The sequence below is a fragment of the Kribbella sancticallisti genome (genome assembly GCF_039530625.1).
GTDB classification, from domain to species: Bacteria; Actinomycetota; Actinomycetes; order Propionibacteriales; family Kribbellaceae; genus Kribbella; species Kribbella sancticallisti.
Map to the genome: position 1 here is coordinate 81398 of NZ_BAAAOS010000063.1, position 14143 is coordinate 95540.

At 68.1% G+C, this 14143-nt stretch carries 13 protein-coding genes; 4 read left to right on the plus strand and 9 right to left on the minus strand.

Annotated elements, in window-relative coordinates; genetic code table 11:
* Positions 1 to 61: 61 nt before the first annotated feature.
* The 6 genes from uvrB to coaE all read right to left on the minus strand — a co-directional run bounded on the left by uvrB (position 62) and on the right by coaE (position 7506).
* Positions 62 to 2167 carry an excinuclease ABC subunit UvrB gene (gene uvrB / locus ABD255_RS38995; RefSeq protein WP_344221845.1) on the minus strand — a complete coding sequence of 702 codons (2106 nt, stop codon included), beginning with the start codon at positions 2165 to 2167 and terminating at the stop codon, positions 62 to 64.
* Between the two features lie 105 nt (positions 2168 to 2272).
* Positions 2273 to 3040 (minus strand): hypothetical protein, encoded by a 768-nt coding sequence (locus ABD255_RS39000; RefSeq protein WP_344221846.1) that lies wholly within the window; start codon positions 3038 to 3040, stop codon positions 2273 to 2275.
* 155 nt (positions 3041 to 3195) lie between these two features.
* Positions 3196 to 3777 carry a hypothetical protein gene (locus ABD255_RS39005; RefSeq protein WP_344221847.1) on the minus strand — a complete coding sequence of 194 codons (582 nt, stop codon included), beginning with the start codon at positions 3775 to 3777 and terminating at the stop codon, positions 3196 to 3198.
* A 503-nt stretch (positions 3778 to 4280) separates the two neighbouring features.
* The gene (locus tag ABD255_RS39010) at positions 4281 to 5522 is read right to left on the minus strand and encodes a hypothetical protein (protein ID WP_344221848.1); all 1242 of its coding nucleotides are present in this window, start codon (positions 5520 to 5522) and stop codon (positions 4281 to 4283) included.
* Entirely contained in the window at positions 5519 to 6694 is a 1176-nt protein-coding gene (locus ABD255_RS39015) for a PrsW family glutamic-type intramembrane protease (protein ID WP_344221849.1), read from the minus strand. The genes ABD255_RS39010 and ABD255_RS39015 overlap by 4 nt, the downstream gene beginning before the upstream one ends.
* A 176-nt stretch (positions 6695 to 6870) precedes the next feature.
* Complete coding sequence (gene coaE / locus ABD255_RS39020; RefSeq protein ID WP_344221850.1) at positions 6871 to 7506, minus strand: dephospho-CoA kinase; 636 nt, start codon at positions 7504 to 7506, stop codon at positions 6871 to 6873.
* A 67-nt stretch (positions 7507 to 7573) separates the two neighbouring features.
* On the opposite strand from coaE, the gene ABD255_RS39025 reads away from it, so the two are divergent.
* Positions 7574 to 8266 (plus strand): VOC family protein, encoded by a 693-nt coding sequence (locus tag ABD255_RS39025; protein WP_344221851.1) that lies wholly within the window; start codon positions 7574 to 7576, stop codon positions 8264 to 8266.
* Between the two features lie 126 nt (positions 8267 to 8392).
* Here the strand turns inward: ABD255_RS39025 and rpsA are convergent, their stop codons facing one another.
* Both rpsA and ABD255_RS39035 read right to left on the minus strand, forming a co-directional pair.
* Positions 8393 to 9871 (minus strand): 30S ribosomal protein S1, encoded by a 1479-nt coding sequence (gene rpsA / locus ABD255_RS39030; RefSeq protein WP_344221852.1) that lies wholly within the window; start codon positions 9869 to 9871, stop codon positions 8393 to 8395.
* Positions 9872 to 10121: 250 nt separating this feature from the next.
* Entirely contained in the window at positions 10122 to 11027 is a 906-nt protein-coding gene (locus tag ABD255_RS39035; protein WP_344221853.1) for a phosphotransferase family protein, read from the minus strand.
* 105 nt (positions 11028 to 11132) lie between these two features.
* Here ABD255_RS39035 and ABD255_RS39040 point away from each other — a divergent pair, with 105 nt between their 5' ends.
* The 3 genes from ABD255_RS39040 to ABD255_RS39050 are packed head-to-tail and all read left to right on the plus strand — an operon-like array spanning position 11133 to position 13075.
* Positions 11133 to 11702 carry a TetR/AcrR family transcriptional regulator gene (locus tag ABD255_RS39040; RefSeq protein ID WP_344221854.1) on the plus strand — a complete coding sequence of 190 codons (570 nt, stop codon included), beginning with the start codon at positions 11133 to 11135 and terminating at the stop codon, positions 11700 to 11702.
* On the plus strand, positions 11699 to 12247 hold the full coding sequence (locus tag ABD255_RS39045; protein ID WP_344221855.1) for an SRPBCC family protein: 549 nt from the start codon (positions 11699 to 11701) through the stop codon (positions 12245 to 12247). The genes ABD255_RS39040 and ABD255_RS39045 overlap by 4 nt, the downstream gene beginning before the upstream one ends.
* Positions 12248 to 12262: 15 nt before the next feature.
* Positions 12263 to 13075, plus strand: a complete 813-nt coding sequence (locus ABD255_RS39050; protein WP_344221856.1) for a class I SAM-dependent methyltransferase — start codon at positions 12263 to 12265, stop codon at positions 13073 to 13075.
* Here the strand turns inward: ABD255_RS39050 and pgfA are convergent.
* Complete coding sequence (gene pgfA / locus ABD255_RS39055; protein ID WP_344221857.1) at positions 13072 to 14142, minus strand: cell envelope lipid trafficking protein PgfA; 1071 nt, start codon at positions 14140 to 14142, stop codon at positions 13072 to 13074. The two genes, ABD255_RS39050 and pgfA, sit on opposite strands and share 4 nt — an antisense overlap.
* Between the last annotated feature and the right edge of the window lies 1 nt (position 14143).

Consider the following 14143-nt stretch of genomic DNA (forward strand, 5'->3'; position numbering starts at 1 on the left):
CGGGCGCGCGAGGCCCACCGGTACCGCGTACCGGTGGGCCCTTGACGATGCTCGCGGTGGGCTACTTGGCGCCCGCGTTGACCATCTGGCGCAGTTCCTTCTTCAGTTCCGAGATCTCGTCGCGGTAGCGGGCGGCGACCTCGAACTGGAGCTCGGCGGCGGCGTTGTGCATCTGGTCCGTGAGCTGCTGGATCAGGTCGGCCAGGTCGGACGACGGCAGCCCGCCGGCCAGTTCCTTGGCCTTCTCCCCCGCCTTCAGCTTGCCGCCACCAGGCACCGGCGCCTTGCCGCGGCTCTGGCTCCGGCCGTTCCCGAGCAGCTCGGCGGTGTCCGCGTCCTCGCGGGCGAGCATGTCGGTGATGTCGGCGATCCGCTTGCGCAGCGGCTGCGGGTCGACGCCGTTCTCGAGGTTGTAGGCGACCTGCTTGGCGCGGCGACGGTTGGTCTCGTCGATCGCCATCTCCATCGACGGGGTGATCTTGTCCGCGTACATGAAGACGGCACCCGACACGTTCCGGGCCGCGCGGCCGATCGTCTGGATCAGCGACCGCCCGGAGCGCAGGAAGCCCTCCTTGTCGGCGTCCAGGATCGCGACCAGCGACACCTCGGGCAGGTCCAGACCCTCGCGCAGCAGGTTGATGCCGACCAGTACGTCGAACTCGCCCATCCGCAGTTCGCGGAGCAGCTCGACCCGGCGCAGCGTGTCCACCTCGCTGTGCAGATACCTGGTCCGGATCCCCATCTCCAGCAGGTAGTCGGTCAGATCCTCCGACATCTTCTTGGTCAGCGTCGTGACGAGCACCCGCTCGTCCTTCTCGACCCGGATCCGGATCTCGTGGATCAGGTCGTCGATCTGGCCCTTGGTCGGCTTCACGATCACCTCGGGGTCGATCAGACCCGTCGGCCGGATGATCTGCTCGACGAACCCGTCGGACTTGTCCTGCTCGTACTGCCCCGGGGTCGCGGACAGGTAGACCGTCTGGCCGATCCGCTCCAGGAACTCCTCCCAGCGCAGCGGCCGGTTGTCCATCGCTGACGGCAGCCGGAAGCCGTGCTCGACCAGGGTCCGCTTGCGGGACATGTCGCCCTCGTACATCCCGCCGATCTGCGGCACGGTGACGTGCGACTCGTCGATCACCAGCAGGAAGTCCTCGGGGAAGTAGTCCAGCAGGCAGTGCGGCGCCGTACCGGGGGCGCGGCCGTCGGTGTGCCGGGAGTAGTTCTCGATCCCGGAACAGGTGCCGATCTGCCGCATCATCTCGATGTCGTACGTCGTCCGCATCCGCAGCCGCTGCGCCTCCAGCAACTGCCCGCCCTTCTCCAGCTCGGCCAGCCGCTCCTCGAGCTCGGCCTCGATGCTGTTGATCGCGCGTTCCATCTTCTCGGGCGCGGTCACGTAGTGCGTCGCGGCGCCGATGTAGAGCTCGTTCTCCTCGCTCAGCACCTCGCCGGTCAGCGGGTGCAGCGTCATCACCCGCTCGATCTCGTCACCGAAGAACTCCACCCGAACGGCGAGCTCCTGGTAGACCGGGAAGACCTCGAGCGTGTCGCCGCGGACCCGGAAGGTGCCGCGGGTGCCGGCCAGGTCGTTGCGCGCGTACTGCACGCCGACCAGTTTGCGGAGCAGACCGTCGCGGTCCATCTCGTCGCCGACCTTCACGTGGATCATCCGGTTCAGGTACTCGTCGGCGGAGCCCAGGCCGTAGATGCAGGACACGGTCGCGACCACGACGACGTCGCGCCGGGTCAGCAGGGACCAGGTCGCGGAGTGCCGGAGCCGCTCAACCTCCTCGTTGATCGAGGAGTCCTTCTCGATGTAGGTGTCCGTCTGCGGGACATACGCCTCTGGCTGGTAGTAGTCGTAGTACGAGACGAAGTACTCGACCGCGTTCGCGGGGAAGAAGTGCCGCAGTTCGGTCGCGAACTGGGCGGCCAGCGTCTTGTTCGGCTGGAGGATCAGCATCGGCCGCTGGACCTTCTCCGCGAGCCACGCCATCGTGGCCGTCTTACCCGTACCCGTGGCGCCCAGCAGCACCACGTCCTGCTCGCCCGCGTTGATCCGGCGCTCGAGCTCGGCGATCGCGGCCGGCTGGTCGCCGGCCGGATCGAAGTCGGACACGACCTTGAGGGGCGCGACCATACGCTGGAGATCGGTGACCTGTCTCATGCCCTCCACCGTACGGCGCGCCGCAGACACTTTTCTGTCCCTACCCCTCCGCCCCGGTCTGGCAGGTCCGAAAATCCGCCCGGGGCGCGGTGCCTGGCCCCTGGCTCAGAAGCTCTTGACCAGGGTGTTGTTCATGAAGAGCAGCTCGTTCACCCGGCGGTCGTAGACCTTGACCTCGAGCCCGGCGTCCGTCGCCGTCACCTTGCCGTACTGGTCCTGGTAGGTGGTGATGAACCCCTTGAACGGGAGCAGCTTGCCGCTCTTCGTCGGCACGTTCGCGGAGTACGAGATCGAGTAGCACGCCTTGAGCGCCTCGCTCGGGCAGTTCAGCGCGATCCCCTTGCTGATCCGGACGTTGTGATAGCCGTTCGACTCGATGTCGACCAGGTGCTCGGCGAAGCCCTTGGCGTCGTACAGCTCGGTCTGGCGGACCCAGTAGTAGCCGTCGATCAGCCCGCGCTTGTTGAACTCCTGGAGGATGTAGTACTTCCCCGAGATGGTCTTGTCCGGGCCCTGGAGCCAGCCCTTGGCCGGGGTGAACCAGACCCCGCCACCCACCTCGACGCCGACATCGCCCGGGCCCTTGGTCTTCGGGGCCTCGGTCGGCGTCGGCGGGGTGTAGAGGGTGCCCACCGGGGCCGGCGTCAGGCTGTCGTTGGCGGCCGGGGCGGTGCCGCCCGCGTTGTCGTCGCCGCCGCTACTGACGAGCAGGACCACTCCGACCGCGATCAGGATGACCGCGAGCACCGCGCCACCCATCACGATCCACGGGGTGCGCGACGGCTTGGCCGACCGGTACTGCGGTCCGGCCGGGCCGGGCCCCCAACCACCCTGGACAGGCGGTTGCTGCGGAGGTCCGTACTGCTGACTCATGATCGCCCCTCGCGGTGTGTCATGGGATTAGGCGGTGTGGGTGGAGCTGGTTGTGGTGGAGCAGGTGCGGTGGAACAGGAGCGGTGGAGCAGGTGTGGTGGGACAGGTGCGGGTGAAGCGGTTGGGGGTGGAGCGGGTGTGTGGCGTGGAACACGTCAGAGGCTGTCGAGCACCGACTGCTTCATCGGGGCCGCGTCGGCCTCGGCCTTCTGGGCATAGTCGGCTCGGCTCCGGAAGTCCATCGCCGTGACCAGGCCGTCCTTGCGCCGGTACGCCTCCACCCAGCCCTGGATCTTGATGCCCTCGGAGGTGGAGGTGTAGGAGATCGCTACGCACTCCACCAAGACGTCCTTCGGGCACGGCAGGTTCCGGACGTTGCCTAGCTGAGCGATCTCCTTGTCGGTCTCGCCCTCGACGATGCCGACCGCGAAGGCGTTCGCCGTCACGTTCTGCTTCTGCCGGACCCAGAGGAAGGCGCGTGGCTCACCGTTCGGCGCGTAGGTGACCAGTTGCTTGCCGTTGGTCTCCTTCTCCAGCGGACTCCAGCCCTCGACCGGCACCACGGAGACGCCCTGTGCGACCGGGATCGCGTTGGCGGGCGGTGTGTACGTCGAGGTCGGCGTGCTGGAGGTGGGCGGAAGGCCGGGGTCGGCGGAGTCGTCTCCCCCGGTGAGCAGGACCAGAGCGACGGCGACCAGCGCGACAACTGCCAGACCTGCCGCGATCGGAAGAAGCACCGGCGGAACAGTCGGCCGCTTCTTGACAGGCTCCGCCCGCCGCAAAGACGGCGGCCCCACCTGATCCCCCCACGACGAAGCCCCACCAGCACCCTGTACTCCGGCACCGGCTGTGCCGGCAGTACCCGTGCCCTGGACACCCGCACCCGCACCACCAGCACCGGCTCCGCCGGCAGAACCCGCGCCTTGAGCACCTGCACCTCCGGTACGGGCCGCGCCGGCAGTACCCGTGCCCTGGACACCTGCACCGGCTGCGTCGGCGCCCGTGGTGCCGGCGGTTGGCGGGGCTCCGCTACCGGCGGTGCCTGCAGTGGTGCCAGTGGCTGGGGTGCCGGTGGTGTCTGGGGTGTTGGGGTCCCATGGGGAGGTTGGGCGGGGTGGGACCTCCAGGGACCAGGGGGATGGTGGGAGGTCTGGTTCTGGGGTGGCAGGTTCCTCCTCCCCCGAGTCCGTCTTGCGGACCCAGGGGTTGCGGGGGCCTTGGGGCTTGTCGCGCTTTCCGTTCACTGGCTCTTGATCACCGACTGCAGCATCGCCGTCGAGTCCTTCTGGATGCTGGCGGCTTTGTCCTTGCGACCGTAGACCCGGATGATCGTGACCACGCCGTCGTTGCGCTCGATCACGCCGACGAAACCGATCACCGGCAGGCTCTTGTTCTGGCTGGTCGCGACCGCCTCGAAGGTCTGGGTGGTGACGAGCTTGACGTTCGACTGGTTGTTCCCACCGGACTTGAGTTCGCGCGGGCTATTCGCCTTGAACTGGGTCAGGCCCTTCTTCTCCGCGTTCAGCAGCGTCGGCAGCAGAGTCGAGGTGGTGCTGCTCGTCTTGGCCGCGTTCACCATGAAGAACGCCTCGCCCTGCTTGAGCAGGTAAACGCCGCTGAACCCTTCCAGCGACTTGCGGAGGTAGCCGGACTGCGGCTTCACGTAGACGCCTTCGGCGACCTCAATGCCCTCGTCGGCGCCGCTGGTCGGCTCGGTACTCGGCTCGGTGCTCGGCTCTGTACTCGGCTCCGTGCTCGGCTCCGTGCTGGGCTCGGTGCTCGGTTCAGTGCTCGGCTCGGTGCTCGGCTCGCCCGACGGCTGGCTGGTCGGGGTGGTGGGCTCCGGCTGGACCGTGTCGTCGTCACCGCCGCCGAACACCAGCGCCAAGACGACACCGATGACAGCTACCGCGGCAAGACCTCCACCTGCGAGCAGGAGGATCTTGTTGTTGCCCTTGCCGCCGCGCCCTGCACCGCCGCCGTACTGCGGACCCCACTGCTGTTGCCCCGGCTGCTGCTGCCCAGGGAACCCCTGCTGCGGCGGGTAGCCCGGCTGCTGGCCCTGGTACTGCGGCTGGCCCGTGTACTGCTGAGGCGGAGGCCCCTGCGGGTACGGCGGCTGCTGCGTCGGCTGCCCCTGATAAGGCGGCTGCGGCGGACGCCCCTGCGGAGGCGGCCCTTGCGGCGGCGGCCCCTGCGGCGGCTGGCCCTGCGGAGGCGGCCCTTGCGGCGGCGGCCCCTGCGGCGGCTGGCCCTGCGGAGGCTGCCCCTGGTACGGCGGTCGCCCCGGCTGCCCGTAGCCCGGAGGCGGCGGCTGCTGCGGTCCGCCGTACGGCGGCTGACCCTGCTGCGGGCCCGGCTGACCCGGCTGCGGGCCCGGCCGGCCCGGCTGCGGCTGGCCCGGCTGGCCGTAGCCCGGCTGGCCTCCGTACGGCTGTCCGGGCTGGCCGCCCTGGCCGTACGGCGGTTGCTGGTTGCTCATGCCTGCGTCTCCCCAGTCGTTCCGTCGAAGCCTGCGACCGGCACGCTCTCCTGGGCCACCACTCCACGCTCGGACTTCGGCACGGAGCGCACCGAGTTGCCACAGGCGGAGCAGAAGTCCGAGTGGGGCAGCAGCGGCATCTCACAGCGGGAGCAGAATGCCAGGTCGCCGGAGGCGTGGTTCGAGCCGCCGCGCGCGGCGGACTCCAGGGCCGCCTCGAGCAGGCCCGTGTGCAGCACGGTCCGGACCCGGATGATCAGCGCGCCGAGCAGCAGCAGACCCCAGAGCACAGCCAGGATCGCGCCGACGGTCGAGCCGTGACCACCGACGAAGCCGAGCAGGTAGACACCACCCTGGTACAGCGCGTTGACCATCATCGCCTGCAGCAGGCCGAACACCCAGCGCGGGGTGAAGCCGTCGTACTTCTCGCCCAGACCGGAGAACTCGGCAACGGCCAGGCCGGTCGCCGACCCGTAGATCAGCGGCTTCACGAAGCCCTGCAGCACCACGATGGAGATCCACGTGCCGGTGCTGCTGCCCGGACCGGCGAAACCACCGCTGATCCAGCCCCAGTGCAGGACGAGGGTCTCGAAGCAGGCGAAGCCGACACCGGCCACGACGCCGAACGTGAACCCGTCCATCAGGTCGTCGTACCGCGGCCGGGAGGCCAGGTAGATCGGGCCGATCTGCCGGATCAGTTCCGACACGACCGGGACCAGGAGCATCAGGATCACCAGGTCGCGTACGGCCGGACCGGCGTCGTTGATGCCGATCGTGTCGGTCGACAGGGTCAGCCGGTCCGACCAGAGCCAGGTGAACAGCGCGGCCAGTACGCCGGTCAGCACGAACGCCGCGGCGACGACCGGGATCGGCTCGTCCTCCCACAGGTTCACGTCGTACAAGTAGAGGATGTAGACGATCGGGATGGCGAAGGCGGCCACCATGATCGCGACCGGCAAGGCGCCCAGCGCGGCCGTCACCACGGTCAGCAGCAGGGCGATGCCCAGCGCGACCCGATAGGTGTACGGCTGCCGCCCGGCACCCTGCGGCATGATCGTCGAAACCAGTTTGAACGAGGCCACCGGTTCGTCCGGTCTGGCCGCGTACGCCTTCTTGCGCTGAGCGTCCCCGGACTGCACGTCGTTGCCACAGTGATGGCAGAAGTGCGACACCTCGGGAACGTCAGAGCTACAGCGCGGACAATCCACGCCATCCTCCCAACATTGGACTTGCGGACCGACGCGGAGTACGCGCCGAGGGATGGTCAGGTCGGCCGGGTGTCAGGCCGGACGAACCCGCACAGATTCTCGTACAGGTCGACCCGGATTCATCATTTCCCGGCCAGGGGTCACCCTTTCGTGTCCTGACCGTGCCCTGCCGCGTCGTTTCCGGACCGTGTCCTGAGCAGCTCCGCCCATACCTCGTCCACCCGCCGGTCGAGGTCCTCGAGGGTGCCGGAGTTGTCCACCACCAGGTCCGCCGCCGCCAGCCGCTGGTCCCGCGACGCCTGGCTCGCGATCCGTGCTTTCGCTTCCTCCTCGGCCATCCCGCGCGCGCCGGTCAACCGCTCGACCTGCACTTCCGGCGGTACGTCGACCACCAGCACCAGGTCGAACTTGTCCGCCTGGCCCGTCTCCACCAGCAACGGAATGTCGTGCACCACCACGGCGTCCTCGGGGGCCTCGGCCTCGATCTCGGCGGCCCGGGCCCGAACCCGCGGATGGATGATCGCCTCCAGTTTCCGCCGGGCCTGCTCGTCCCCGAAGACGATCCGCCCCACGGCCGGCCGATCGAGTGAACCCTCGGCCGTCAGCACCTCGTCCCCGAAGACCGCGACCACCTCGGCCAACCCGTCGGTGCCTCGCGCAACCACTTCCCGCGCGAGCAGATCCGAGTCGATCACCACCGCCCCACGCTCCCCCAGCCGCGCCGACACGGCGCTCTTCCCGGACCCGATCCCGCCGGTCAACCCAACTCTCAGCACCCCCGCACCCTACCCAGTCCATTCCTTGAGGAAGCCGACCGTCCGGGTTCGGTCCTACGGTGGTGGCATGGACTCGACAGACGTGCTCGGCACCCAGCAGATTCTCGACGCCGACCTGGCGGACTGGCGGAAGCTTGCGCAGGCCTTTCACGGGCGGTTCCTGACCGGGGACTTCGGTGCCGGCGTCAGGTTCGTGAGCGCTGTCGCCGAGGTCAGCGAAGCGGCCGGGCACCGGCCGGAGGTACGACTGACCGAGCAGTCGGTCGACCTGAAGCTGATCAGCCGCGACGCGGTCTACCGGCCGGAGGACGGGCCGGAGGTGGTCGTCTCCTACGTGACGCAGCGCGATGTGGACCTCGCGCGGCGGATCAGCGCGGTCGCCAAGGAGCAGGGGATCACGGCTGCGCCAGCAGCCGTGACTCAACTGGAGCTTGCGCTGGACACAGCCGATTTTGCCGCGATCGGGCCATTCTGGGCCGCGGTGCTGACCGGCAGTACCGACTCGCTGCGGGGCAACGACGTCGGCGATCCGACCGGGCAACTGCCGCTGCTGTGGTTCCAGGACACCGAACCGCATGAGACGCCGCGGCAGCGGTTCCACCTGGACCTGTGGGTTCCGCCGGAGGTCGCCGAGGAACGGATCGCGGCCGCCGTCGCGGCGGGTGGGCGCATGGTCGACGACTCGGAGGCGCCGTCGTTCACGGTCCTCGCCGACCCCGAAGGCAACAAGGTCTGCGTCTGCACCAGCCTCGACCGCTAGAAGGCACCCCGTACGACACCCGCCCCGCGCCGGCCGAAGCGAGCTCCGTACAAAAGTTCAGCGCCAACAGGCGAGACCCCCGCACCCAGTACGGGGGTGCGGGGGTCTCGGGTCCTGCTGGGTGGATCAGCCCTGGCCGGTCAGCTTTTCGCGGAGGGCCTGGAGTGCCTCGTCGGAAGCGAGCGCGCCCTCGACGGGAGCGTCGTCCTTCGGGGCCGCCGCGGACGAGTACGTGGAGGCCTCGCCGGCCTCGACGTCCGCCGTCTTGGCGTCCTCGATCTGCTTCTTGTGGGCCTCCCAGCGCGCGTGGGCCTCGGCGTACTGCCGCTCCCACTCCTCACGCTGCTTGTCGAAGCCCTCGAGCCACTCGCCGGTCTCCGGGTCGAAGCCGTCCGGGTAGACGTAGTTGCCCTGGTCGTCGTACGTCGCCGCCATGCCGTACAGCGTGGGGTCGAAGTCGTCCGAGACCGGGTCCAGCCCCTCGTTGGCCTGCTTCAGCGACAGCGAGATCCGGCGACGCTCGAGGTCGATGTCGATGATCTTGACCATCGTGTCGTCGTTGACCTGGACGACCTGCTCCGGGATCTCGACGTGACGCTCGGCCAGCTCGGAGATGTGCACCAGACCCTCGATGCCCTCCTCCACGCGGACGAACGCACCGAACGGAACCAGCTTGGTGACCTTGCCGGGCACGATCTGGCCCATCTGGTGGGTCCGGGCGAACTGCTGCCACGGGTCTTCCTGGGTCGCCTTCAGCGACAGCGAGACGCGCTCGCGGTCCATGTCGACGTCCAGCACCTCGACGGTGACCTCCTGGCCGACCTCGACGACCTCGGTCGGGTGGTCGATGTGCTTCCAGGACAGCTCGGAGACGTGCACCAGACCGTCGACGCCACCCAGGTCCACGAAGGCACCGAAGTTGACGATCGAGGAGACGACACCCTTGCGGATCTGGCCCTTCTGCAGCTGGGTGAGGAAGTTCATCCGCACCTCGGACTGCGTCTGCTCCAGCCACGCGCGACGCGACAGAACCACGTTGTTGCGGTTCTTGTCGAGCTCGATGATCTTGGCCTCGATCTCCTGGCCGACGTACGGCTGGAGGTCGCGGACGCGACGCATCTCGACGAGCGAGGCCGGCAGGAAGCCGCGGAGGCCGATGTCCAGGATGAGTCCACCCTTGACGACCTCGATGACGGTGCCGGTGACGACGCCGTCCTCTTCCTTGATCTTCTCGATCGTGCCCCACGCCTTCTCGTACTGAGCGCGCTTCTTGGACAGGATCAGACGGCCTTCCTTGTCCTCCTTCTGGAGAACCAGGGCCTCGACGTGGTCGCCGACGTTGACGACCTCGTTCGGGTCGACGTCGTGCTTGATCGACAGCTCGCGGGAGGGAATCACGCCTTCGGTCTTGTAACCGATGTCGAGGAGAACCTCGTCCCGGTCGACCTTGACGATGGTCCCCTCAACGATGTCGCCGTCGTTGAAGTACTTGATGGTCTGATCGATCGCCGCGAGGAAGTCTTCCTCCGACCCGATGTCATTGACCGCTACCTGCGGGGTGGTGCGTACTGCGGGGTCGAGAGGTGCCTCGATGCTGGCCGTCATGTGGTGGGTTGCTCCGTGGGCTGATGGTGTCGTGCGGGTGCACCCGGGCCGTTGGATCGCAACAAAGGCGCTGGATTACCTGAAGAGGACAGAATCACCATCGACTGCTGCGAGCACGAGCCTGCTCCGTCCGAGGTCGCGCGGGCCCATAGCGCATCTCACAGAATACGGGTATTGACGAAGGCAGGGCAACCCGGGGCACCCGGTGGCGACCGGCCGCCCGCCGAGGCGTCCCGACGTGCAACTGATCTCAATGTACGACGTCGAGGTCCGGCCGCCCGCCGGCCAGGTTCCCCGTGTCGGCGATCCGGGTGATCAGGGAGTGCGCGGCCGTCGTCACCGGGTTGACTCCCGGCCGGCCGGCGAGGTCGATCAGCGCCCACAGATCGGCCACCCGGGCCCGCTCCTGGAGGTTGTCCCCGAGATCCACTCCCGCCCGTACGACGCTCAGCACCGCCCCGCCCAGCACCGGGTCCTCGCAGAACCGGAGCAGGTTCCCCAGGTCGGCGTACGGCGAACCGGCGTAAGCGAACTCCCAGTCGATCAGGCCGGTGATCTCGGCCGTGTCCGGGTCCACCAGCAGGTTCTTCGGGTTGAAGTCGCTGTGCACGAGGCAGATCCGGTCCACTCCGCTGTCAGCGAGATCCTCGGCCCGGTCCAGTACGGCGTACATGGTGTCCACCTGGTCGCGGGTGAGGCCCATGTCCTCCACATACCGGTTGAACCACTGCTCGAGTCCGCCCGCGCCGAACGACTCGATCACCAGGTCCCGGCCGACGAACTGTCCGAAGGTGAGGAGGGGCATCCCGCTCAACCGGACCAGCAACTCGCCCAACTGCTCCCCGACCTTCCGCCGCTCCTTGTCGCCCGCGGTGGCCAGATAGGTCTCCAGGTTCACCCCGGGCAACCGCTCGGTCAGCACGTACGGCGGCGCGCCGTCGCCCGCGGGATCCGGCATCGCGTCCAGCACGCGCGGCACCGGCAGGAGCCCGCGAACGAGCCGCATCAGCGACACGTCTACCGCGGCCCGGTCCGGATGTTTCACATACAGCTTCAGTACCGCGTCTTCTCCGCCGGCGCTGACAGCGAACGTCTCGCCGCCGTATCCGCCGGTCAGCGGAACAGCGCTGGCCGCAAGAGCCCCGAAGTCGTCCACACCCCGCATCCTGCCGTACGCCGGATTTCGCTACCACAGTTGCGTAAATTGAATGCGGTCTTCTACGCTGATTAACGAAACACCGGTAGCGAAAAGGAGCACGGGATGGCAGGGCGAGGCAGGCCGCGGGACGCGGGCGTGGAGCAGCGCGTCCTGGCAGCCGCGATGGCGGAGATCCGGCGGGGCGGCTACGACGCTCTCTCGGTCAACCGGGTCGCGGAGCAGGCCGGGGTCGCCAAGACCACGCTCTACCGCCGCTGGCCGTCCAAGGCCGAGTTGGTCGTCGCCCTGATCACCCATCTGCGCGAAGACGTCCCTTTCGAGCCGTCCGACGACCCGCGTGCCGACCTGACCGAACTCGTCACCGCGATAGCGACCAATCTCGCCTCCACTCCGACCACCCTGATAGCGGATCTCGCCGCGGCCGCCGCTCGCGAACCGCGCGTCGGCGAGGCCGTCCGCGCTCTCTGGGCAGAGCGGCACCGTGCGGTCACAGCGGTAGTCGCCAAGGCGCAGGAAGCCGGACTCGTGCTGAACCACGTCTCCCCCGCGGTCCTGGTCGACCAACTCGTCGGCCCTCTGTACTACCGGCTCCTGGTCACCGGCGAGCCACTGTCCCCCGACTACGCGAGGACGCTCGTGCGCAGCGTCCTCGGCCCTGAGGAGTCCCGATGAGCACCACCATCACCAGCGAGAAGAAGAAGACCCCCGTACGCCGCCGCGTACTCGCCGGCGTCGGCGCGTTCGCCGTACTGCTCGCCGGGTACTGCGTCTACGCGATCGCCCACACCACGGTCCTCCACACCGAGATCGAGATCGACGCGTCTCCCGAGCAGGTGTGGCAGGTGCTCGCCGACCGCGACGCCTACCCGACCTGGAACCCGTTCATGGTCTCGTCCACGGGCGAGTTGACGGTCGGCTCGACGATCACCAACGTGCTCAAGGACACCAACGGCAAGGAGACCGAGTTCACCCCGGAACTGCTCGCGGTCGAGCCCGGCAAGGAGTTGCGCTGGATCGGCAGGATCGGTTTCGGCGGCATCTTCGACGGCGAGCACTCGTTCCGGATCGAGCCGCTCGAGGGTGGGCGATCGCGGTTGATCCAGGAGGAGAAGTTCAAGGGCATCGCCGTGCCGTTCACCGTCGGCATGCTGAACAAGACGATAAAACCGCAGTTCGAGGCGATGAACGAGGCGCTGGCCAAGCGCGCTGCCGGGTAGACATAGGCTGACGGCGTGGTGGAGCCGCGGCGGGTGGAGTTGTCCGAGCCGGAGACGTCGAGGGCGAGCCGGACCTATTGGGACTCGGCGGCCGAGGAGTATCTGGCGGAGCACGGCGAGTTCCTCGGCGACGACAGGTTCATCTGGTGCCCCGAGGGTGTGGACGAGGCGACCGCCCGACTCCTCGGCCCCGTCCGGAACAAGCGGATCCTCGAGGTCGGCTGCGGTGCCGCGCAGTGTTCCCGCTGGCTGGTCGGCCAGGGCGCGAAGGTTGTTGCCTTCGACATCTCGATCGAGCAACTCCGGCTCGGGCAGCAGTTGGACCGCCGCACCGGCACCGCAGTACGGACTGTGGCTGCTGATGCCGGCGCCATCCCTTTCCAGGACGGCACCTTCGACATCGCCTGCTCGGCCTTCGGTGCGCTGCCGTTCGTGGCCGACGCCGAGGCGGCCCTGAGGGAGATCGCCCGCACCTTGAAGCCTGGCGGACTCCTCGTGTTCTCTGTCACCCACCCGATCCGCTGGAGCATGCCGGACGACCCGACCCCGGCCGGCCTGCGGATCACCCAGTCGTACTTCGACCGCACGCCGTACGTCGAGGTCGACGACCGGGGCACCGCCATCTACGCCGAGCACCACCGCACCACCGGCGACTGGATCCGTGCCCTCACCGGCGCCGGGTTCGTCATCGACGACCTGCTCGAGCCCGAGTGGCCCGCCGGCAACGACCAGGTCTGGGGCGGTTGGGGACCAGACCGCGGCCGGCTCGTTCCCGGCACCGCAATCTGGTCAGCCCACACCACAGCTAGTACGCCAACAGCTAGCTAGACGGTCCGGCGCGGCCGGAGCGACAGGACGAGGACCAGGCCGAGCAACAGCAACCCGATGATCAGCGAGATCAGCGGCACCCAGAAGCCGATCAGGGTCAACTGCGCGGCCTTCGCCTTGTAGTTGCCCTCGTCGCTGCCCTTGACGCCGTCGACGTTCTTCTTCACCGTCGCGTCGTCGTACTTGATCAGCACCTTGGTGGCGGTGACCCGCGGCTCGCCGTTGTAGCTGAGCGAGGCGAGTTGCTCCTCCTGGCCCTTGATGATCGCGCCGGTGGTCGGCTCGATCCACAGCGTCCGCTTGTTCTGGTAGCTGCGCTGTACGGCGACGGCGTCGGTCCCCGTCTCCTTGATCACCGCCGGCGGCACCATCAGCGGCTTCGCCTGCGGAATGTCCTGCTTCGGCACTTCCTGCTCGAACACGTACACGTTCAGCCCGTAGAGCTTGTCCTCACCCTTGTACTGGATCGGGTAGGCCTTGCGGGTGCTGGTGTCCCAGAACTGGTACGTCTTCTTCTCGGTGCCGAACGGGAACTTCAGCACCAGGCCCTGGTGACCCTGGAAGTACGGGTCGCCGTCCTTGGGCTTGAGCCGGTCCTCCTTCTTCAGCGTGGTGGTGATGTACTCCCCGCTGTTGTCCTGCTCGTTCTCGCCGGCCCAGCGCACGGCCTCACCGGTGCGCGCGTCCAGCACCACCCGCTCCTGCACGAAGCTCAGCGGCATCTCGTCGGTCTTCGAGGCGTCGTCGGGGAACTTGTAGTCCACCGAGTCGTCCGTCACGACGGCGGTGTCGAAGACCACGACGTCGCGATCGAGCGCCTCGCTGATCTTCTTCGCGGCCGCCACATCACCGCGAACCGTCCGGCGGGCCTCCAGCGAGACACCTGTCTTCTCCCGCAGCTCCTTCACGCTGAAGATGGTGGCGTCCGTTCCGGTCGACACGGTCTGCGCGACCTGGTCGGCCGGCGCCACCGCCAGCGTCGGATAGGCGTAGAACTTGGCCAGTGCCGCGATGCCGATGAAGAAGATCCCCAGTGCGATCACCAAGGCACGACTGCGATTACCCACA